Genomic DNA, 22,450 nt, shown 5'->3' with positions numbered 1-22,450 from the left:
GGGGTGTGGAAGCTGGTGAAGCAGGGTCCACGGTTCGCAACGCGAACCGTGGAAGCGAAGCGCGAATGCGCTTCGCTACTGAATGCGCTTTAGCTCGAACACCACTCGCACTCACTGATATCGATATCGTTGGAACGCACGTAGTACGTGGTCTTCAGGCCTTCGCGCCAGGCGGTCATGTGCAGATCCAGCAGCGTGCTCGCACGGATGGTGCTAGGCACGTAGAAGTTGAAACTGATCGACTGGTCCACGTGCCGCTGGCGACGCGCGTTCTGGCGCACGCTGGCGAACTGGTCGACCTTGTAGGCGCCCTTTTCGTAATACGGCCAGGTCTCCAGCGACAGGCCGGGTGCGGCGACCGGGCGACGGAAGTCCTTCTTTTCTTCGTAGTAGAACGCGCTGTAGATCGGGTCGATCGACGCGGTGGAGCCGGCGATCTGGGCGGTGCTCATGTTCGGCGCCACCGCCAGCATCCAGGCATTGCGCACGCCATTGACCGCCACCTGCGCCGACAGCTCCAGCCATTGCGGGCTGTTGTAGTCGCGTGCACGGAAGTACTCGCCGTTGTGCCAGTCGCTGCCGCGGAACACGCTGTAGGTGCCCTTTTCCTTGGCCAGCTCCATGCTCGCCTGGATGGTCAGGTAGTTGATGCGCTCGTACAGCTCGTCGCTGTAGTCCTCGGCTTCCTTGGCATTCCAGTGGATGCTCTTCTGCGCCAGCAGGTGATGCCAACCGAAGGTGCCCAGGCCAATGGCGCGGTACTTCTGGTTGGTGATGGTGGCCTGCGGCACCGGCAGCTGGTTGAGGTCGATGACGTTGTCGAGCATGCGCACCTGGATCGGGATCAAGCGCTCCAGCACGTCGGCGCCCAGCAGATCGGCCTGGTCGGCCTGCACGGTGATCGCGCGGCCCAGGTTGATCGAGGACAGGTTGCACACCACGAAGTCGCCGGCCTTCTTGGTGGTGACGATCTGATTGCCGCTGATGATCTCCTGCATCATGCGCGTCGGGCTCATGTTCTGCAGGATCTCGGTGCACAGGTTGGACGAATAGACCATGCCCTCGTGCTTGTTCGGGTTCTTGCGATTGACCTCGTCGCGATAGAACATGAACGGATTGCCGGTTTCCAGCTGGCTGACCATGATGCGCTTGAAGATCTCGATCGCCTTGACGGTCTTGCGCGTGATGCGCTCGTCGGCGACGACTTCTTCGTACTTGCGGCGGAAACTGCCGTTGGCATCGCCCTTCTTCTCGTCGAAGAAGTCCTGCAGATACCAGCCCTTGATCCGCTTCACTTCGTGCGGATCGAACAGGTACCAGTCGCCGCGGCGCTCGACCGCTTCCATGAACAGGTCGGGGATGCACACCGAGGTGAACACGTCGTGTGCACGCAGGCGCTGGTCGCCGTTGTTCAGGCGCAGGTCCAGGAACGCTTCGATGTCGCGGTGGAAGATGTCCAGGTAGACCGCGATGGCGCCCTTGCGCTGGCCCAGCTGGTCCACCGACACGGCGGTGTTGTTGAGCTGCTTGATCCACGGCACCACGCCGCCGGAGGAGTTGGACACGCCGCGGATCGCCGAGCCCGACGAACGCACATAGCCCAGGTAGGCGCCCACGCCGCCGCCGTGCTTGGACACGCGCGCCACGTCGGTATTGGAGTCGTAGATGCCCTGCAGGCTGTCGTCGACGGTGTCGATGAAGCAGCTCGACAGCTGGCCGCCGACCTTGCCGGCATTGGCCAGGGTCGGGGTGGCCACGGTCATGTACAGGTTGGACAGCGCCCAGTAGGCCTCGCCCACCAGCTGCATGCGGCGCTCGCGGCTGCCCTTGCCGGTGCCGATCTCGTCCTGCATCAGATACAGCGCAATCGTCAGCCAGCGCTCCTGCGGCAGTTCGAACACGCCGCGCGAGCTGTCGGTGGCCAGGTAACGGGTGGCCAGCAGGTACAGGCCGTTATAGGCGAACAGCTTGTCGCGCTCGGGCTCGATCATCTGCCCGGCTTCGATCAGTTCGTCCTTGGAATAGCGGCGCAGGATGTCGTTGGAATAGACATTGCGGTCGGCCAGGCTCTCCTGCAGGCCCACGAACGAGCCGTACTTCTGGCTGGCGTCGTAGAAGCGGTTACGGCTGGCGCGCTTGTACAGCCGGCGCAGGTACAGGCGCGCGGCGAAGTGTTCCCACTCCGGGGTGGTCAGATCGACGCGGGCTTCGGCCTCACGGATCAGGTGGTCCACCAGGTCGTCGGCGTTGACGCTGTCCTTGCGCTCCACGAAGCCGAACACCGAGCGCTTGTAGTCGGCCACGTCCAGCTGCGGGAACTCGGCATGGATCTGGTCGATGGCGCGCTCCAGGCGCTGCGGCTCGAACGGAATCCGGCGGTTACCGGCTTCCTTGGTGATCCAGGTGGAGACGTTTTGTTCTTCGATGGTCTGTGCGTGCATTGCAATGGCTTGGCGGGGAGGCGGCACGATGTCCGACGGGTCGGTCAATTCCGGCGCGCCACAGGCGGGCGCGGCAACGCTGGCAGGAACGCTGGTGGGTGCTGCGGTACCGGCGGCGATCGCGGAAAGGGTGTCGTTGGTGGTCATGCGTCCTCCATGCGTAGGCACACGAACCCGCTTGGGGAGCAGGCGACAGCCGGTGGACTTCGGACGGCATTGACCAGACCGGACACACCACGCGCGACCCCATGGCCCACGGCAGCATCTCCTACCAATTCTTCCGAAGTCCCATGGCCGCCATCACGCGGTGTGCTGTCGCGTGATGGTTGGTCGGTGGTGACGCGCTGCCGTCGTCGGATCCCGCAGCGCCCGCGGCACTGCCGGAACGCGTTCGGGCCGCTGCGCTGGGAGCCACAGGCGATGCGGCTTGCGCATCCGCGTCGTCATTCGGTGCCACTTGGGGGGCGGTCACCACCGAACCCCAAGATAGTGGGGTGCCCCCAGAGGGTCAACACCAAATGTGGAGAAATCCGCGCAGGCCTTGTGGCGTAACGGGCTGCTCGGACGAGCGGTCGGGCGCGACGGCCGGAGGACGAATCCGACTGCGCAGGTCAAGTCGGGAAGCTTCTGAACCGGCTGACGCGCTCACTCGACGTCCACACCAACCGTGGTATCGGTCGCACTTTTTCTGTCGCTGCGCCAGGCCACCGCTGGCGCCTCGGCAGGCGTCGGCCCGCATCCACCGCCACCGCCGCGGCGCCGCTCAGATCTCGGTCGGCCCGAGATGGTTGCGCTTGCGGTAGCGGATCGAGGACCACACCGAGGCGGCGATGAAGGCCACGCCGATCAGGCCGGTGAGGACCTCCGGCACGTGGTAGACGGTGCCCACCAGCATGATGATGGCCAGCACGCCGATGGCGTAATGGGCGCCGTGCTCCAGGAACACGAACTCGTCCAGGGTGCCCTTGTGCACCAGGTACACCGTCATCGAGCGTACGAACATCGCACCGATCGCCAGGCCCAGCATGATGATCACCACATCGCGGGTGATGGCGAAGGCGCCGATCACGCCATCGAAGGAGAACGAGGCGTCCAGCACTTCCAGGTACAGGAAGGCGGCGATGCCCGAGCGCTTGGCCGGGCCCACGCCGCCGTCCTCGCTGTCTTCGGCCTCGAACAACGCGTCCACGCTGCCGACCAGCAGATACAGCAGGATGCCGCCCAGCCCGGCGAACAACACGCTCTGGAAGATCGCCTCGGGCAGGAACAGCTTGGTGCCCAGCAGCACCGACACCGCCACGATCACCGACATCGCATCGGCCTTGCCCAGCTTGCCGACCAGCCGCTCCACCGGCCCCAGCCAGTGCAGCTTGCGCTCCTGGTCGAACAGGAAGTTCAGGAACACCAGCAGCAGGAACATGCCGCCGAAGGCGGCGATGGACGGATAGTGATCGGTCAGCACCTGGCTGTAGCGGTCCGGCTCCTTCAGTGCCATCTGCATCACCGGCACCAGGCCCATGCCGGTGGCCACCGACACGATCACGATCGGGAACACCAGGCGCATGCCGAACACCGCGATCAGGATGCCCACGGTCAGGAACAGTTTCCGCCAGAACTCGTTCATATGCTTGAGCACGCCGGCGTTGACCACGGCGTTGTCGAACGACAGCGACACCTCCAGCACGCTCAGCACCAGGCATAACCACAAGGCCTGCCAGATCCCCAGGGACGAGCTATGACCCCACCAGGCCGCCAGGCCCAGGCAGATCGCGGTGACCACGAACGACATTCTGAAATCGCGAAACATTGACACTCCCAGGCGGGCCGAGACGACAGCCGAAGCAACGGGCCGGGGCAAGGCCCGGCGGATCCGGCGTGCGGTGAGGATGGGGGACCGCGGCGTGACGGGGCGTCAGGCCGGGCGCGGCTCGCCCATTATAGGGAGTGTCACTGTCATCAGGCTGGCATCGTCCGGATCCGGGCGCACGCCGAAGCCCAGGCTCTGGCACATCGCCAGCATGGTGCGGTTCTCGCGCAGCACCTGGCCTTCGATCTGCTTGAGCCCCAGCCAGCGCGCGTACTCGATCATGATGCGCATCAGCTGCCAGCCGATGCCGTGGCCCTTGAGATCCGAGCGGATCAGGATGCCGTACTCGCCGCGCTCGTAATCGGCATCGGCGTGCAGGCGCACCGCGCCCAGCATGTCGCCGGTCCTGGGGTCGATGGCCACCAGCGCGATCGAGCGGGCGTAGTCGAGCTGGGTCAGCCGGGCGATGAACTCGTGGCTGAAATGCTTCACCGACTGGAAGAAGCGCAGGCGCAGGTCCTCGTCGGTGACGCGAGCGAAGAAGGCGCGGAACAGCGCGTCGTCTTCCGGCCGCACCGGGCGCACCAGCGCATGGGTGCCGTCGCCCAGGCCGATCTGGCGCTCCCATTCCTTCGGGTACGGAAAGATCGCAAAGCGCGGGTGGCCGCGCCCCTTGTGCAGCTTGCGCGCCGGGGCCACCGCCACGCGGGCGTCCAGCGCGATCACGCCATCGCGGTCGGCCAGCAGCGGATTGATGTCCAGCTCGGTGATTTCGGGGATGTCGGCGGCCAGCTGCGCCAGCTTGACCAGCACCAGCGCCACCGCGCGCTCGTCGGCGGCCGGCACGTCGCGGTAGGCCTTGAGGATGCGCGAGACGCGGGTGCGGCCGATCAGCTCGTGGGCCAGGCGCAGGTCCAGCGGCGGCAGGGCAAGCTCGCGGTCGTTGATGACCTCCACCGCGGTACCGCCACGCCCGAACACGATCACCGGCCCGAACACCGGATCGTCGGCGATCCCGGCGATCAGTTCGCGCGCCTTCGGCCGCAGCACCGTCGGCTGCACGATCACCCCTTCGATCGCCGCGTCAGGATGCGCGGCGCGCGCACGCGCCAGGATGCCGGTCGCTGCCTCGCGCACCGCCGCCACGCTGGACAGGTTCAGGCGCACCCCATCCACATCGGACTTGTGCGCGATCTCGCTGGACAACACTTTCAAGGTCACCGTGCGCCCGACCGCCAGGAGCGGGTCGGCCAGCAGGGCGGCATCGTTGGCGGTGGCGGCCACCTGCAGCGGCACCACCGGAATGCCGTAGGCGGCCAGCAGGCGGTTGGTGGCGACCGGGTCCAGCCAGCGCCGGCCGGCGGCCAACGCGTCCTCCACCAGCGTGCGCGCGATGCCGGCATCCACCACGAAGTCTTCCGGCAGGCTGGGCGGGGTTTCCATCAACGCCGCCTGGGCCTCGCGGTAGCGCACCAGGTGGGTGAAACCCCGCACCGCGTCCGATTCGGTGGCATAGGTGGGCACGCGCGCGGCGTTGAGCGCGGCGATGGCCGCATCGTCCTGGCCCAGCCACACTGCGAAGACCGGTTTGTCGCGCTGGTAGCGGTTGCGCTGCTCCAGCGCGCGGGTCAGCGCCTTGGCCGCATCGGCCGAAGAGGTGAACGCGGTGGGCACGTTGACCACCAGCAGCGCATCGTTCTCCGCATCGTCCAGCAGCGCTTCGATGGCCGCGGCATAGCGCGCGCCGTCGGCGTCGACGATGATGTCCACCGGATTGCTGCGCGACCAGCCGTCGGGCAGCGACTGATCGAGTCTTTCCAGCGTCTTGGCCGACAACTCGGCCAGGGTGCCGCCGCGCAGCACCAGTTGATCCACCGCCAGCTGCCCCACTCCGCCGCCATTGCTCAGGATGGCCAGCCGCCGGCCGGGGAAACTGCCCAGCCGGCCCAGCGTTTCGGCAGCGGCGAACAACTCGTCCAGCGCGCCCACCCGCAACAGGCCAGCGCGCGCGAACGCCGCGCCGTACACCGCATCCGAGCCGGCCAGCGCCTGCGCGTGGGTGTCGGCATTGGGATCGATGCGGAACTGGCGACCGGATTTGACCACCACCACCGGCTTGGCGCGCGCGGCCGCACGTGCGGCGGACATGAACTTGCGCGCATCGCCGATGCGTTCGACGTAGAGCAGGATCGCGCGGGTGCGGTAGTCGGTGGCGAAGTAATCCAGCAGATCGCCGAAATCCACATCCAGCGTATCGCCCAGCGACACCACCGCCGAGAACCCCACCGAGCGCGCCACGCCCCATTCCACCAGTGCGGCGGCAATGGCGCTGGATTCGGAGATCAGCGCCAGGTCGCCGGCCTGCGGGCAATGCGCGGCGATGCTGGCATTGAGCCGCGCATGCGGGGCGATCACGCCCAGGCAGTGCGGGCCGAGGATGCGCATGCCCTTGGCGCGCGCGGCCGCCTCCATGCGCGCGGCCGGCGAGCCGGGGCCGTTGCCCAGCCCGGCGGTGAGGATGATCGCCGCAGCCACCCCGCGCCGCGCCGCGATCGACACGATGCGCGGCACGATGCGCGCCGGCGCGGTGATCACCACCAGGTCCGGCACCCAGGGCAGATCGGTCAGCCGCGCCACCGTACGCACGCCATCGATCTCGCTGTAACGCGGGCTCACCCAGCCGATCTGCCCGGGAAACCCGGCCGCGCGCAGGTTGCGCACCACCGCCCGCCCGGCCGAGCGATCGCGCGGACTGCCGCCGACCACCGCCACGGTGGTGGGACGAAAGACCTGCTGCAGGTGGTAGGTACTCATCGTGCGGGGGAGAACAATGCCATCGCGCTACGGTACACGTCAGGCAGCGCCAACGTCATGGATCGCGAGACGGCGATCAGCGCGACAGTGCACACCCTCATTGTGAACGATTCGCATTTTCGTTAATATCGCGTCATCAGCCAGCCCGTGCGCGCCTGCGCCCCGTCCGCCAGCGACTCATTCGGAACAGGGCTCCCCATGAAATATCTGACGCTGTCGGCGCTGTTGCTTGCGGCCTCCGCCTCCGCGCACACCCCGTATCTGGCACCGAGCACGTTCGCTCCGCAGCCCGGTCAGACCGTAACCCTGGATGCAGCGTTCGCCGAGACCTTCTTCGTTCCGGAAGCGGCGTTCGACCAGAGCCGCTTCAGCATCACCGGACCCGATGGCGGGGATACCGCACCATCGCGTGTGCAGGGGTTCGATACCCGCACCGTCGTCGAACACACCCTGGGCAAACAAGCCGGCACCTATCGTTTCAGCACCGGCCTGCGCGTGGGTGCGCAATTCCGCACCTGGGAGCACAACGGCAAACGCGAAACGGTGCGTGATCCGAAGATCCCGATGCCGCAGGGCGCCACGCTGGTTGCCAGCTTCCAGTCGCGCACCCTGGCACAGACCTATCTGAGCGTCGGCAAGCCCGATCGCACCGCCCTGGCCGCGAGCAACCGCGGCCTGGAGCTGATCCCGGTCACGCACCCCAACGATCTGTACGTCGGGGAGACGCTCGACTTCACGGTGCAGTACGACGGCGCCCCGCTGGCCAATCAGAACGTGGAGATCAGCGAGGCGGTGTGGACTTCCGACCGCAAGCCCAAGCTGGTCAGCGTGACCACCGACGCCGCAGGCCGCGCACGCTTGAAACTGGACCAGGCCGGCACCTGGCTGGCACTGACCCGCCATCGCACCCCCGCGCCGGCCGACGCGCCGGTGCGCGAATACAGCAACAGCACCACGCTCACCTTCCAGGTGCTGGAGCAGTAGCGCTACGCAACCGCTGCGGCGGCTGCGCGTTCCACGCGGCATGCCGGTGTCGGCGCGCACGCATCGGCCGGCCACACCCTCACCCGCACGCGGCGATGTACAGGTAGACCCGGCGCCGCGGCCCGACATGTTCCCCCACGAGGCAATCCATGAACCCTGGCTCCCTGGCCGGCGCGTGCCTGTGCGCGCTGCTGCTTCCCACCCTCGCCACCGCCCAATCCGCCCCGCGTCCGTTGCTCGGCGGGCACGGCAACAATGTGCAGGCCTTCATCACGCAACACGACGACGCCCACGACGGCCGGATCACCGCGGCCGATTTCACCGCGTTCCGCCAGGCCCGCTTCGACGCCACCGATCGCAATCGCGATGGCGTCGTCGACGAGGACGAATATGTCAGTGAGTTCAGGCAACGCCGCCAACAGGCGCTTGAGCAGGAACGCGGCATCCAGGCAGCCCAGGGCCAGGCACGCTTTGCCGCGCTGGACCTGGATGCCGACGGGCAGATCGCGCGCGCCGAATTCGACGCCGCAGGCGCGCAGGACTGGTCGCACGGGCAGGCTGCGCTGGCGGCAGCCACCACGCAGACCGGTACCGACCGCGCGCTGGCATCGGATCGCGACGGCGGCCGCCCCGGCCTGCCGGATAGCCGGTCTGCCGACGGTTTCCTCGCGCTCTACGACGAGAACGGCGACGGCAGGGTGGACCGCACGGAATACGCGGACCTGCGCGCGGCGCAGTTCGCCCGCGCCGACGCCGATCGCAACGGCATGCTGTCGAAGGACGAGTACCGGACCGAATTCGAAGACCGCCTCAACCGCCGCATCACCGCGCTCGAGCAGGCCGACGATCGCCAGGTGCACGTGCGCTTCAATGTGCTCGACACCGACAAGGACAAGCGCATGACCTTCGCCGAGTACCAGGCCTCGGGTCTGCGCACGTTCGCCCGCGTGGACCGCAACCGCGACGGCGTGGTCGATGCCGGCGACGCCGCATTGCCGCCGCCGGCGCCTGCGACCGCGCCAGCCACCACGCCGGCCCAGGCCGACTGACCTCCCGACGCGGGCCTTGCCGCCCGCGCCCCTGGCCCGCCACCGGCGGGCCCACCCAGCCACGCGACCGCCTCGTGCCGCCCGCAGCCAGGTCCGCGCCTTCGCGCGTCCATTCCTTCTCCGACTGTGGACTTCACGATGACCTCGACCCCTACCCTGCTGGCGCTGGCGATCGCCGCCGGCCTGGCCTTCCCATTGCATGCCGAACCGGCACCTGCCGATGCCACCACTTTCGACCCGGTGGAAGTCAAAGCCACGCGCGACAGGCACGCATCGGCCAACCAGAACGTCACCGCCATCGACACGACGCAGATGCAGCAGGAACAGGTCGAAAGCATGGAAGACCTGGTGCGCTACATCCCCGGCGTGAGCATCGCCGACATGGGCCGCTTCGGCGAGAACGGCTTCAACATCCGCGGCCTGGAGGGCGACCGCGTGGCGATGACCATCGATGGCCTGTCGATGGCGGAGGGCGTGGAAACCGCGCGCGACTACGAGTTCTTCCGCGCCGGCCGCGGCGGCGTGGACGTGGACACGCTCAAGCGCGTGGACATCGTCAAGGGTGCCGACTCCATCAGCGCCGGTAGCGGCGCGCTCGGTGGCGCAGTGGTCTTTACCACCAAGGACCCCTACGACTACCTCGAGGCCCAGGGCAACGACAGCCATGTCGGCCTGAAGACCGGCTACACCGGCCACAACGATCAGCTGCTCGGCAACCTCACCGTCGCCAACCGCAGCGGCATCGTCGAATCGATGCTGAGCTACACCCGCCGCGAGGGCCACGCATCGGAGGGCTGGTATTCCAGCACCGCCATCGACACCGGCAGCGCACGGCGCACACCCGACCCGATCGACAGCGAAAGCGACAACGTGCTGGCCAAGCTCGACGTGGTGCCGAACGCACAGCACCGCGTCGGCGTGGTCTACGAGCGCAACCGCTCGCAGAACCGGATCGACAACCTGAGCCGCGTCAGCGCGCCCAGTTATGCGCAACGCGTTGGCGATGACAGCAACGATCGCGACCGCTATGGCCTGCGTTACATCTGGAATGCCGACAACGCGGTGTTCGACACCCTGGAAGCGCAGCTGGACCGCCAGCAGACCGAAAGCCGCGGCACCACGCGCATCCTCACCCAGAGCGGCACCTCCAGCACGCCCGCCACCGCTGCCACCACGCGCTGCAGCGTCGCCTTGCCGTGCCGGCGCGCCGAGGACCGCGACACCGAGCAGACTCTGGACCGCATCGCGCTGGACCTGGACAAGCAGCTGCATGGCCGCGGCTGGTCGCAATCGCTGCTGTACGGAGCGGCCTGGCAGCGCCGCAGCATCGATTTCAGCGCGATCGATTACCGCTGGAACAACGCCGGCACGCTGGACACCGCCACCATCGACCCGGCGCAGGTACCGCAGACCGATGCCGACACCTGGAGCGTGTATCTGCGCGACCGCATCGGCCTGCACGAGGACCGCCTGCAGCTCACCCTGGGCGTGCGCTACGACCACTACCGCTACACGCCGACGCTGTCGCCGACCTTCGTGGATCCGACCGGCACCGTGCGCGAGGTGAGCTTTGCTTCCCCGACCTGGCAGGCCGGCATCAGCTACGCCGTGACGCCGCAGCAGACGCTGTGGTTCCAGGCCGGGCGCGGCTTCCGCGCACCGACCGCCGCAGAGATGTACGCACCTACCAGCATCACCGCACTGACCGAGGTGGCCACCGGCAACACCCTCAACGTGCCGACCGTGGCGGCCAACCCGAACCTGGAGGCGGAACGCAGCCTCAATCTGGAGCTGGGCTGGCGCTGGGAGAGCGACTGGGCCCGTGTCGGCCTGTCGGTATTCCGCGACCGCTACGACAACTTCATCCAGAGCGAGACCGTGACCGCCAATCCGGGCACGCGTTACCAGACCTGTACGCGCGGCGTGTGCACTGCGCGCAACGGCTATGCCTATACCACGCTGCTCAACGTGGGCCAGGTCCGGGTCGAGGGCGTGGAACTGGAGGCACTGGTGCGGATGGGCGACGCCTGGCTGTTACGCGCGGCCTGGACCCACAACCAGGGCGAGCTGGAAGACGGCCGTCCACTGGACAGCATCAATCCCGATCGCGGCGTCCTGGGGCTGAGCTGGCAGGGGCTGGACGAGCGCCTGCGCGTGACCGCCAACATCACCCATGCGCTGGCCAAGAAGGCCAGGGATGTGAGTGTGGAGAACGATGTGTTCGGCGCCGCGGCAGAGTCGTTCCTCAGCGATGCCTACAGCGTGGTCGACCTGTTTGGCAGTTATCGCCTCAACGCCCATATGCGGTTCAATCTCGGCGTCTATAACCTGTTCGATGAGCGCTACTGGCAATGGGCGCGTATCCGCAATGTCACCCGTGGCGATTTCTATCTGTATGGCTATGCCACCGACGACGGTATCGGCCGCTATAGCGAGCCGGGGCGCAACCTGCGCGCCACGGTGTACGTCACGTTCTGAAACGCAACAGCCGCGGCGCACCGCTGCACGGCATTCGTGCAGCGGTGCAGGACCGAATGGAGAGTACCGGGTGAGCTGCGCATGCTGCGCTGCGCGAGGCGCCGATACGCCGGGTCAATCGACAGGGAGGAGGTGCCGCAACGCATGCGGCACCTCGACCATCGCAGCCATCGGCTATGGCATGATGCGCGCCGCTGGCCGCGCACCATGCCATCGCCTGCAGCGCTACAGCAGCGTGCCGCTGAGGATCAGCGCGGCGATGCTGAAGTAGATCACCAGCCCGGTGACATCCACCAGGGTCGCCACGAACGGCGCCGAGGCGCTGGCCGGGTCGAAGCCGAAGCGTTGCAGCACGAACGGCAGCATCGAACCGGACAACGAACCGAAGGTGACGATGCCCACCAGCGCCGCACCGATGGTCAACGCCACCATCTGCCAGTGCGGGCCGTAGTCGTACAGGCCGGCGTTCTGCCAGATCGCGATGCGCACGATCGCCAGCACGCCCAGGATCGCGCCCAGGGTCACGCCGGTGGGCAGCTCGCGCAGGGCCACCTTCCACCAATCGCGCAGACGCAGTTCGCGCAACGCCAGCGAGCGGATCAGCAAGGAGGTGGCCTGCGAACCGGAATTGCCGCCCGAACTCATGATCAAGGGAATGAATAAGGTCAGCACCACTGCCTTGGACAGCTCGTCCTCGAAGTGCTGCATCGCGCTGGCGGTGAGCATCTCGCCCAGGAACAGCACGCTCAGCCAACCGGCGCGCTTCTTGATCATCTGCCCGAAGCCGATCTGCATATAGGGCTTGTCCAGCGCTTCCATGCCACCGAACTTGTGCACGTCTTCGGTGGATTCGGCGATCAGCGCATCCAGCACATCGTCCACGGTGACGATACCCAGTACATGGCCATGCCGATCCACCACCGGGATCGCCAGCAGATCGTGGCGGCGGATCAACCGCGCCACTTCTTCCTGGTCCAGCGCCGGATCCACGCTGATCGGCGGATTGACCTGCGCCACCTCCAGGATCGGCGCATCCGCAGCGCCGGTGATCAGCCGGCGCATGGTCACCACCTGCTGCAGCACACGGCTGTGCGGATCGAGCAGATAGATCGCGTAGACCGTCTCGCGGCTACGCTCCACCTCGCGGATGTGCTGCAGGGTGCGGCCCACCGTCCAGTCGGCCGGCACCGCCACGAACTCGGTGGTCATCAGCGCGCCGGCGGTGTTGGGCGGGTAGCGCATCAGCGCCTGGATCGACAACCGTGCCTCGGCGCTGAGCAGCCACAGCAACGGCTGGCGTTGCTCGGCATCCAGTCCATGGAAGATATCGGTAGCGCGGTCGGCGGCCATCTGCCCGAGCAGGGACGCGGCCTGTTCGGCGGGCAATTGCGCGACCAGCGCGCTCGCATCGCGCAGCTCGGGTTGCTCGAGCAACTTCACTGCACGCGGCAAAGGCAACGCGGCCAACAGCTGCGCGGCAGCGGCGCGATCGAGGGTGTTGAGGTACTCCACCGCATCGGCCGTGTTGAGTTCGGCCAGGGGGGCGGTCAATGCATCGACGCCTTGGGCAAGGCGCAGGGTCTCGTCGTACATGGTGGTTCGCCTGGTGACGACCGTCGTCGATGACGGCTGGCGAACCTCAAAGCCTCAGGCGCGCGCCAACCAGGTCATCGACCCGGGTCTAGGGTGACTGTCGCTGGACATGGTGAAAGGCTCCGAAAGGTGCGCACCGGCCGGTGATCCGGGCGGCGGCGCGGCGCAGTCTGCGCGCATGAGGCAGCTTGGTCAATGCCCTGTGCGATGCCCGCTCATGTTCGCCTCCGAAACGGGGGCATGGGCTGGGCAGCAGCCTGCCACACGGCACTGGCACAGCGGGCCAGCACCATCCGCTGTGCCGACCCGCGGCATCGAGCACTGCGCATGATGGCCACAGCGGCCGGCGGAATGCCGGAATGCCGGACTTCGCCAGGCGGCCCTTGTCACCGCCGCATCCCTCGCCGCTAGCGCTGCCGTCGCGGTCATCCATTTGCCGCTACCGGTCGTCGCAAAGTGGCAACGGGTTGCTGCGCTCGCTGCTAGAGTCCGCTTCCGGCACGGCCGTCGAGTGCGTCGCGCGACGGCGCCGGCATCCACCACACCGCCACCACCCTATCTTCGGAGCCACCCATGCCGTCCTCCTTGTCGTCGCTGTTGCGTCGTGTCAGCCCAGCGTGCCTGTGCCTGATGGCCGGCTGGGGAGCAGTTGCCACCGCGCAGACCCAACTGCCTGCCAGCGCACCCGTACAGGCCCATGAGACTGCCCCGCACGACGCTCACGAATGGGGCTATACCGGTCCGGAAGGTGCCGAACACTGGGCCGACCTGGCCAAGGAAAACGCGCTCTGCGGCAACGGCCAGCAGAATAGTCCGATCGACCTGAAAGCCGCCATCGATGCCAACCTGGGCAGCCTGCTGCTGCACTACGGCGCCGTTCCGCTGGTGGTGAACAACACCGGCCACTCCATCCAACTGGACCTGCACGACGGCGGCAGCATGTCCACCGGCGGCAAGCAGTACCAGGCGATGCAGCTGCACTTCCACCACCCCAGCGAACACCTGTTGAATGGCCGGCGCTTTCCGATGGAGGCGCACATCGTGCATCAGGGCCCGGACGGCACCCTGGGCGTGCTGGCGATCTTCTTCGAAACCGGCAAAGCCAACCCGGCCTTCCAGCGCGTGCTGGATGCCATGCCCAAGGACAAACACCAGATCCAGCGCGTCGCCGATGCAACGGTGCGCGCCAGCGACTTCCTGCCCACCGATCGCCGCAACTTCTTCCGCTACGAAGGATCGCTGACCACACCGCCGTGCAGCGAAACGGTGGATTGGGTGGTACTGGCGCAGCCGGTGCAGGTGTCGGAAGAACAGATCAACGCCTTCGAACGCGTCTATCCGTTCAATGCGCGTCCGCTGCAGCCGTTGGATCGGCGTTTCCTGCTAAAAAGCCACTGATTTCCTGCGTTGCGGATCGGCGATGCGTGGTCTGCACGCATCGCCTGTCGCACTCACCACGCAAGTACTGCACGCAGTGAGTCAGCGCACCGTTCCCGCCATCGGTATCGTAACCCTCGCGACACATCCGACGCATCGTCACGTAGATGCACGTAGTGCCTGAGAAACCCTGGGCGCATCATGACGCGGCAAACGGCGCGCTCCACCGCAAACCCGAAGAATGCGTCAACCATGCTGCCCATGGCTGACGCGTGCGGGTCAGCTGCGCGGCTTGCGCGCTTTTGCCGTCTTGCCTACCGCTGATTTACCCAGCGACTTGGCCGGAGTTCTTGCGGCCTTCTTACTTGAGTATTTAGTGACCACCTTCTTGGCGATCTTGCGGCTGGCGCCAGCGGTACTTTCACTCGATGCCGAAGCCGCTGGCGAGGCACGCTTGCTTGGCGACTTGCTGGTCTTTTTCGCAGCTTTCCTGGGGGCTTTCTTCACCGGCGTTGCGGCACCCGCACGTACCTCCGGCGGGCGGCGCGGTGGCGGTTTGCGGCCGGGCGTGAGGGCGCGCCAGGCGTGGCCGCCGTTCATCGCCAGCAGCGCATCGGCGGCCGAGGGGCCGGCGCTGCCGGCGGCATAGTTGGGGAAGTCGCTGGCCGGTTGTTTCCAGGCGTCCAGGATCGGCTGCACGATGCGCCAGGCGCCTTCCACCATGGCCGCGTCCTGGAACAGGCCGGCTTCGCCGTTCATGCAGTCCTGCAGCAGGCGCTCGTAGCCCACCGTGTATTCCTTGGGAAACCAGTCGCGATAACGGAAGTCCATGCGTACCGGCGCCAATGCGACCTGCGCGCCCGGGCGCTTGACGTCGAACTGCAGCGAGATGCCTTCATCAGGTTGAATATGCAGCACCAGCCAGTCGGGGCCATAGCCGCCAACTTCGGTGCTGCGGAACGGCGCCAGCGGTGCGGGCTTGAAGCGGATCGCGATTTCGGTGGTGCGTTCGCGCAGGCGCTTGCCGGTGCGCAGATAGAACGGCACGCCGGCCCAGCGCCAGGTGTCGACCTGCAGTTTCATCGCCACATAGGTTTCGGTGTCCGAATCCTCGGGCACGGTGTCTTCTTCGCGATAGCCGGGCACGGCGCTGCGGTTGACCGCGCCGGACGCGTACTGGCCACGCACGACATCCTCCGGCCGGATCGGGCGCACCGCTTCGATCACCTCGGCGCGGCGGCGGTGCATGGCCTCGGTGGTGAAGGCGGCCGGCGGCTCCATCGCAATCATCGCCAGCAACTGGAACAGATGGTTGGGCACCATGTCGCGCAGGCAGCCGGTGGGATCATAGAAGCGGCCACGGCCTTCCACACCGATGGTTTCGGCCGCGGTGATCTGTACGTGGTCGATGCGGTCGCGGTTCCACACCGGCTCGAACAGGCCGTTGGCGAAGCGGAACGCCAGGATGTTCTGCACCGTTTCCTTGCCCAGGAAGTGATCGATGCGGAACACCTGATCCTCGTGCAGCACCTTGGCCACGGTGGCGTTGAGCGCGACGGCGCTGGGCAGATCGTGGCCGAAGGGTTTTTCCACGATCACGCGGCGCCAGCCCTCGCCTTCGCGTTGCCGGACCAGCCCGGCTTCGCCCAGGTTGAGCAACACCGGCTCGAAGAAGCGCGCGGCGGTGGCCAAGTAGAACAGCACGTTGCCCTGCGTGCCGTAGCGCTTGTGCAGCTTGTCCAGCACGCCGCCCAGCGCCTGATAGGCGCCCTGGTCAGTGAAGTCGCCGCGCAGGTAATGCATGCGTTCGCGCAGCCAGTCCCAGGTGGCGGTATCGAAGGCATCGGCCTGAAATTCGGCATCGCGGCTGCTCAGCAGCTGCGTCATCGCCTTGCCCATGTTGGTGCGCCAGGCGCGCTCGCTGATGTCGCCGTGGTCCATGCCGACGATGGCGAACTGCTCGCCCAAGGCGCCAGAGCGGCGCAGGTTGTACAGCGCCGGCATCACCAGCCGCCGGGTCAGGTCGCCGCGGGCGCCGAACACCACGATGATGCAGGGCGGCGTGGTCTGTTGCTCATTCATGGATGCGTTTCCTTTTCGCCCATGCGTCCATGCAGGCGCAGCGCCGCATTGACCAGGGCCACGTGGGAATACCCTTGCGGGAAATTGCCGAGCATGCGTTTGGCGCGTGGGTCGTACTCTTCGGCGAGCAGGCCCACGTCGTTGCACAAGCCGAGCAGCCGCTCGAGCAAGGCGCGCGCCTGATCGGTGCGCCCGATCAAGGCGTAGTTTTCCATCAGCCAGAAGCTGCACGCCAGGAACGTGCCTTCGCCGGCCGGCAGTCCGTCGGCGCTGTCGTCGGCGCGATAGCGTTCGACCAGGCCGTCGATGGTCAGCTCGCGCGCGATCGCATCGGCGGTGGCGGCGATGCGCGGATCGTCCGGCGGCAGGAAGCCCACGATCGGGATCAGCAGCAAAGCAGCATCCAGGCGTTCGGAGCCGTAGCTCTGCACGAAGTGGCCATCCGGATGCACGCCCTTGTCCAGCACCTCTGCGCGGATTTCCTCGGCGATCCGGCCCCAGCGCGCGCGCTTGTCGGCATCGGCGTTGGTGATGCCGTCGCGCGTGCCGCAATCGAAGGCCAGCCACGCCATCACCTTGGAATGCACGAAGTGGCGGCGTTCGTCGCGGATTTCCCAGATGCCTTCGTCCGGTTGCCGCCACAGATCCTCGAGCGTGTCGAGGATGTTCTCCAGCAAGGCGGCCGAGGAGCCGTCGTCGTCCGGCGGCGGCGTCACCCCCTTCTCGCGTGCGTAATGGAACGCGCCGATCAGCTCGCCATAGACGTCGAGCTGGAACTGGTCCACCGCGCCGTTGCCGATCCGCACTGGCCCGGAATTCTCATAGCCGGGCAGCCAGTGCGCTTCCCATTCCTGCAGGCGGCGCTCGCCACCGATGCCGTACAGCGCCTGCAGCTGGTCCGGCGAGCCGGCGATGGTGCGTTGGACCCAGTCGCGAAACGAGGCCGCCTCGTCGCGATAACCGGCCTGCAGCAAGGCGATCAGCGTGAACACCGAATCGCGCAGCCAGCAGTAGCGGTAATCCCAGTTGCGGGTGCCGCCCAGATGTTCGGGCAGCGATGCGGTGGGGGCGGCGACGATGCCGCCGGTGGGCAGATAGCTCAGGCCCTTGAGCACCACCAGCGAGCGGCGCACCTGCTGGGTCCACGGGCCCACATCGGTGCAACGCCGCGCCCAGCCGTGCCAGAACGCAGTGGTGGCGTGCAGCGCCTGCTGCGGATCGATCGGCGGCGGAGCGGGCAGGTGCGAGGCGCCGTGGCTGAGCACGAACCAGGTGCTCTGGCCGGCGCGCAGGGTGAAATCTGCCTCGGTTCCCAGGTCCTGGCCATGCAGCTCCTGCGGCGAGCGCAGGGCGAGCTGGTCGGGCCCGGCGATGGCGCGGATGCCGTCGACGATCCGCGTCACCCATGGCACGGTGCGGCCGTAGTTGAAGCGCAGGGTCAACCGCATGTGCATCGCTACCTCGCCCTGCACGCAGCGCACGATGCGCACCACATGCTGGTGGATCTCGCCGTTCTCGCTGGCCGCCATGAAGTCGACCAGTTCCACGGTGCCGCTGTCGGTGATCAACCGCGTGCACAGCACCAGGCTGTCGTCCTCGTAGGCGCGTTCGCTGCGGTAGTCGGCGGTGGGCGCCAGCGCCCATTGCCCGTGTTGCTCGTCGCCCAGCAGCGAGGCGAAGACCGCATCGGAGTCGAACCTTGGCAGACACAGCCAGGCGATGGTGCCGCGGTGGTCGACCAGGGCCGCGCTGTGGCAGTTGCCCAGCATGGCGTGGTCCTCGATACGCACGCTCATCGTCGGGAGGCTTCCTTCCTGCGAAAGAACCACCAGTCTTGCATGCGCGGTGTCTGGATCAGGTTACGAGCCGCCCGGTCAACGCAGCAGCGGTGGCACCGTGTGTTCCAGCCGGCGGATCAGTGCCGGGTCCATGTAGGCGTCGTCGTCGGGAATCTGCAGGCACACCACGCGGCAGTGACGCAGGTGCGCGGCGAAGCGCCTGCGCAGCAGCTGCAGGTGGCGGCGCTCCATCACCAGCACCAGATCGGCCTGGTGCAGCAATTCGGGAGTGACCTGCAGCTCGGCATCGGCGGCCAGCCCGGCCGACGCGGTCTGCACGCCGGGCCAGTCGGCGAACACGCGTTCGGCGGTGGGGCTGCGCAGGCGGTTGCGGCTGCAGACGAACAGCACCCGCAACGGGGCGCCGCCGCGCCGGCTCAGCGGCCTTCGCGCAGGAAGCGCGCCATCGAGGAGACCCCCGGCAACGCCGGTTCGAACTGGCCGGCCACATCGATGAAGCCGCGCATGATGGCGATCTCGCGAGGGGTGCGGTTGAGCGCATCGCGCCGGTCGGCGTCGGCGCCGGCACGCAGCAGGCGCTGTACCAGTAGCGGCAGCCCGTGCAGCGCAGCCAGATGCAGCGGGCCGAAGCCGCGCTGGTCGGCCACCTCCAGCGAGACGTCTTCGTCGAGCAGGCGCTCGACCCCGGCCAACACCACTTTCTCGTCGCAGGCGGTGCCCGGTTCGGCGCGCGCACCCAACAACAGCAGCAGCGGGCTGACCCGGCCGCCGGCCAGGTGTTCGGGGTCGGCACCGGCCAGCAGCAGCGTGTCCAGCAAGGCCAGCAGGCGGGTGGTATCGCGTGCGGTGAAACCGTATAGCGCGGCGCAATGCAGCGGTGCCAGCCCCTGGTCGTCGGTGGCGTGCACATCGGCCGCGGCGGTGAGCAGACGCGCCACGATATCCGGCAGGCCCAGGGCGCAGGCCAGCATCAGCACGGTGACCCCGCCCGGCAGGCGATGCTCGATCTGCGCGCCGGCCTGCAGCAGGGCCGCCACGATCTCGGTCTGACGCATGCTCACCGCCGCCGACAGCGGGGTGGCCCCGCTATGGGCAGCGCGCTGGGGATCGGCGCCACGGCCGAGCAGATGGCTCGCCACGCCGAGGTGACCGCCGCCGGCCGCGCGCAGCAGCGCGGTGCAGCCTTGCGCATCCACCGCATCGACGGTGAGGCCGAGATCGATCAGGCGACGCACCGCGTCGGTGTCGCCGGTCATCGCCGCAGCTGGCAGATCGGCCTCGCGCAGTGCGCGACGCGGGAGTGGCCAGATCCGCCAGTCCAGCCAGTCGGCCAGATCGCGCCGCCCGATCGACAGCGCCACGCCCAACGGCGTCTGCCCGTCGGCGGCGCGTGCGTCCGGCGAGGCGCCCTGCGTGACCAGCAGTTTCAGCGCGGCCTCGCGGCCCAGCGCGGTGGCCAGGTGCAGCGCGGTCATGCCATGGCTGTCGCGCGCCTCGCGGTCCACGCCGTGTTCCAGCAACCACTGCTGCAGGCGCAGCCAACCCAGGCGTACCGCCAGCGACAGCGGCGGGTCACCGGCGGCCGAGGGGGCGAACGGATCGGCGCCACGCTCGAGCAACTCCAGCGCGAACTGTTCCAGCCCACGCGAGGCGGCATCGTGCTGGACGCAGGCGCTGAGCAGCCGGGTCAGGCCGCCCGCGCCAGCCGGCGACACCCCGTGGCGCAGCAGCACCTGCAGGGCCGGTACCGCCTCCACCCCGCGCGACAGCAGCGCGAACATCGGCACATCGCCGCAGGCGTCGCGCACTTCGGCATCGGCGCCGTGACGCAGCAACCAATCCACCGCCTCGGCGTTCAAGGCCACATGCACATCGTGCAGCAGGCCGCCCAGTTCTTCCGGGCCGCACAGCCGGGCCAGGGCGTTCAGTCCGTCGCGCTGGCCGAACTGCAGACCTTCGCGCAGCAGCACCAGCGGCGGGCGGTCGGGCAGCACGGCGACGCCCGGCGTGTCGCCCGGCGCATCGCTGACCGCCGCCGGCAGCGGGTAGGCGGGGTCGAGCAATTGCACGATCGCCCAGCGCCCGGCTTCGGCGGCCACGTCCACCGCACGGCGGCCGTGCGCATCGACAGCGGCGGCCGGTACCTGCAGGTCGAGCAGGCGGCGGATCAAGGCCGGCGACACGCTGTCGGCGGCGCAGGCCAGCATCACCGCGTTGCGGCCTTCGCCATCGATGGCCAGCACGTCGGCCTTGCGCGCCACCAGGCGCTCCAGCACCGCACTGCGCGCCTGGCGGGCGGCATCCAGCCACGGGGTGCGGCCGAGCAGATCGCGCGCTTCCAGATTGGCGCCGGCCGACAGCAGCGCTTCGACGATGTCGCCGTGGCCGGCCAGCGCGGCTTCGTGCAGGGCGCTGCGGCGCTGGCGGTCGCGCGCATCCACGCGCGCCTTGTGCTTGAGCAGCAACTGCACGCCGGCCGGATCGTCCTCTTCGGTGCCGGCCGCGGCCAGCAGTACCGGCGCGCCACCCTCCGGTTCGGACTGCGCACCGCGCTCCAGCAGGAACTTCGCCAACCGCCAGTTGCCGACCTGGCAGGCCATCGCCAATGGCGAGTGGCCGTCGTGGTTGAGCGCGTCCAGCTCGGCGGCGGCATCGCGCAGCAGCGCGGCCACGCCCGGATCGGAGCTGCGCACCGCGTGGTGCAGCGGGGTATTGCCGTCGTTGTCGCTGGCGCGCGGGTCGGCGCCATTGGCCAGCAGCGTCATCACCGCATCCGGACGGCCATGCCAGCTGTCGCGGGTGGCCGCCAGCAACGGGGTCATGCCGCGATGCGGCTGGTTGACGTCCACGCGGCGCACGATCAGTTCGCGCAGCAGGCGCAGATCCGGCAGCACGGCGGCCAGCGCCGGCAGGCTGCGCTGGTCGCGCCATTCCGGCAATGGCAGCGCCTGCGGGTCGGCGCCGGCGTCGAGCAGTTGCAGGGCGCGGTCCACCCGGCCGCTACGCGCGGCCTCGAACAGCTCGGGCACCAGCTGATGCCGTGCCACCGGCTCCAGCGGGCGCGGTTCGGCCGCCGCTTCGTTGAAGAAATCGGCGGCCTGCGGAGCGGCCGGTGCAGCACTACGTGCCGGCGCGGCGGTCCGCTGCAACAGCAGATGGGCGGCCGGCAACGCCAGGCAGGCGGCGATCGCCAGGCCCCAGCGCAGACCGTCGGAGACGCCACCCGGCCAGGCCAGGGTCGCGCACAGCGTGCACATCGCCAGGACCAGCGCCGCGGCCAGCAGGCCGCGCCAGGCATGCAGTTCCTGGGTGGCCAAGGCGTGCCAGCGTGGCGCCAGTGCGCCGCCGTCGCGTTCCACCTCGCCCCACAACGGCCAGGTTCGCCACAGGCCCAACAGCGCGGCGCTGATCGCCACGCTCAAGGCCAGCGCAGCGGCCAGGCTGCCGCTGTCGCGCAGGGCGGTCAGCGGCCAGCTGATCAATGCGGCCAGCGCCAGCAGGCCCACGCCCCAGATCGCCAGCAGCGGCGGCAGCGCCTGCGCGATGGCGCGCGGCTGCGCCGGCAGCGCACGTGTCCCGCGCGCCCACGACACCGCCAGCGCGAAGGCCGGCTGGGCCAGCCACAGGCTCAGCGCGGCAAGGCCACCGCCCAGTCCGCCCAACAGCGTCAATGCCACGCCGGCCGCACCCGCCAGCGCGACGGTGCGCAGGCGCGCAGCGCGTTGCGGATCAGTCATGGTCGCACTCGCCCGCCAGCACCACGGTCTTGGGCAGCTGCAGGTAGAAGCCATGTTTGCCCAGCGCCTCGCGCACCGTGGCGGCATCGGCCTGCGCCAGCCGGCGCTCCGGCGTCAACGCCACCTCCAGCACGAAGGCGAACGGCGCCAGCTGCGCGTGCACGGCAGCAGGAAGGCCGGCGAAATCGTCGCGAGTGGCGAGGTAGACGAAGGTGTCCTGCTTGCGTTGGCTTTTGTAGACGTAGGCGTGCATGCGCGCGTGATCGCGCTCGAAGAGCGGTAGGTCGCG

The 22,450-nt window shown here is 68.2% G+C and carries 13 protein-coding genes; 4 read left to right on the top strand and 9 right to left on the bottom strand.

All coding sequences use genetic code 11. The features are described from left to right. Window positions 1-89 precede the first annotated feature (89 nt). The 3 genes from LL964_RS10685 to LL964_RS10675 form a co-directional block, all read right to left on the bottom strand. Entirely contained in the window at window positions 90-2,588 is a 2,499-nt protein-coding gene (locus tag LL964_RS10685) for a ribonucleoside-diphosphate reductase subunit alpha (RefSeq protein WP_104587740.1), read from the bottom strand. Window positions 2,589-3,204: 616 nt separating this feature from the next. Beyond that, on the bottom strand, window positions 3,205-4,248 hold the full coding sequence (locus tag LL964_RS10680; RefSeq protein WP_104587741.1) for a DUF475 domain-containing protein: 1,044 nt from the start codon (window positions 4,246-4,248) through the stop codon (window positions 3,205-3,207). A 105-nt stretch (window positions 4,249-4,353) separates the two neighbouring features. Beyond that, window positions 4,354-7,062, bottom strand: coding sequence for a bifunctional acetate--CoA ligase family protein/GNAT family N-acetyltransferase (locus tag LL964_RS10675; RefSeq protein WP_104587742.1), 2,709 nt, complete (start codon window positions 7,060-7,062; stop codon window positions 4,354-4,356). A 198-nt stretch (window positions 7,063-7,260) separates the two neighbouring features. Here LL964_RS10675 and LL964_RS10670 point away from each other — a divergent pair, with 198 nt between their 5' ends. The 3 genes from LL964_RS10670 to LL964_RS10660 all read left to right on the top strand — a co-directional run bounded on the left by LL964_RS10670 (window position 7,261) and on the right by LL964_RS10660 (window position 11,573). Further along, window positions 7,261-8,046, top strand: coding sequence for a DUF4198 domain-containing protein (locus LL964_RS10670; RefSeq protein WP_104587743.1), 786 nt, complete (start codon window positions 7,261-7,263; stop codon window positions 8,044-8,046). A 149-nt stretch (window positions 8,047-8,195) separates the two neighbouring features. After that, window positions 8,196-9,095 (top strand): EF-hand domain-containing protein, encoded by a 900-nt coding sequence (locus tag LL964_RS10665; RefSeq protein WP_104587744.1) that lies wholly within the window; start codon window positions 8,196-8,198, stop codon window positions 9,093-9,095. Between the two features lie 138 nt (window positions 9,096-9,233). Beyond that, complete coding sequence (locus tag LL964_RS10660) at window positions 9,234-11,573, top strand: TonB-dependent hemoglobin/transferrin/lactoferrin family receptor (RefSeq protein ID WP_104587745.1); 2,340 nt, start codon at window positions 9,234-9,236, stop codon at window positions 11,571-11,573. Between the two features lie 225 nt (window positions 11,574-11,798). Here LL964_RS10660 and mgtE read toward each other — a convergent pair whose 3' ends face one another. Beyond that, the gene (gene mgtE, locus LL964_RS10655) at window positions 11,799-13,166 is read right to left on the bottom strand and encodes a magnesium transporter (protein WP_104587746.1); all 1,368 of its coding nucleotides are present in this window, start codon (window positions 13,164-13,166) and stop codon (window positions 11,799-11,801) included. 573 nt (window positions 13,167-13,739) lie between these two features. On the opposite strand from mgtE, the gene LL964_RS10650 reads away from it, so the two are divergent. Beyond that, complete coding sequence (locus LL964_RS10650) at window positions 13,740-14,564, top strand: carbonic anhydrase (protein WP_104587747.1); 825 nt, start codon at window positions 13,740-13,742, stop codon at window positions 14,562-14,564. A gap of 258 nt (window positions 14,565-14,822) precedes the next feature. On the opposite strand, the gene zwf is transcribed toward LL964_RS10650, so the two are convergent. The 5 genes from zwf to LL964_RS10625 form a co-directional block, all read right to left on the bottom strand. Then, window positions 14,823-16,625: a glucose-6-phosphate dehydrogenase gene (gene zwf, locus LL964_RS10645; protein ID WP_167395357.1), complete on the bottom strand. Its 1,803-nt coding sequence runs from the start codon at window positions 16,623-16,625 to the stop codon at window positions 14,823-14,825. Further along, window positions 16,622-18,421: a glycoside hydrolase family 15 protein gene (locus LL964_RS10640; protein ID WP_104587749.1), complete on the bottom strand. Its 1,800-nt coding sequence runs from the start codon at window positions 18,419-18,421 to the stop codon at window positions 16,622-16,624. The genes zwf and LL964_RS10640 overlap by 4 nt, the downstream gene beginning before the upstream one ends. A 78-nt stretch (window positions 18,422-18,499) precedes the next feature. After that, window positions 18,500-18,814, bottom strand: a complete 315-nt coding sequence (locus LL964_RS10635; RefSeq protein WP_104587750.1) for a low molecular weight protein tyrosine phosphatase family protein — start codon at window positions 18,812-18,814, stop codon at window positions 18,500-18,502. A 26-nt stretch (window positions 18,815-18,840) separates the two neighbouring features. Next, window positions 18,841-22,161, bottom strand: coding sequence for an ankyrin repeat domain-containing protein (locus LL964_RS10630; protein WP_104587751.1), 3,321 nt, complete (start codon window positions 22,159-22,161; stop codon window positions 18,841-18,843). Next, window positions 22,154-22,414: a YcgL domain-containing protein gene (locus LL964_RS10625; protein WP_104540691.1), complete on the bottom strand. Its 261-nt coding sequence runs from the start codon at window positions 22,412-22,414 to the stop codon at window positions 22,154-22,156. Before LL964_RS10625 ends, LL964_RS10630 begins: the two co-directional genes overlap by 8 nt. Between the last annotated feature and the right edge of the window lie 36 nt (window positions 22,415-22,450).

It is taken from the genome of Xanthomonas melonis (genome assembly GCF_020783655.1).
Taxonomy (GTDB): domain Bacteria; phylum Pseudomonadota; class Gammaproteobacteria; order Xanthomonadales; family Xanthomonadaceae; genus Xanthomonas; species Xanthomonas melonis.
This window is presented reverse-complemented; position numbering and strand designations above follow the sequence as displayed.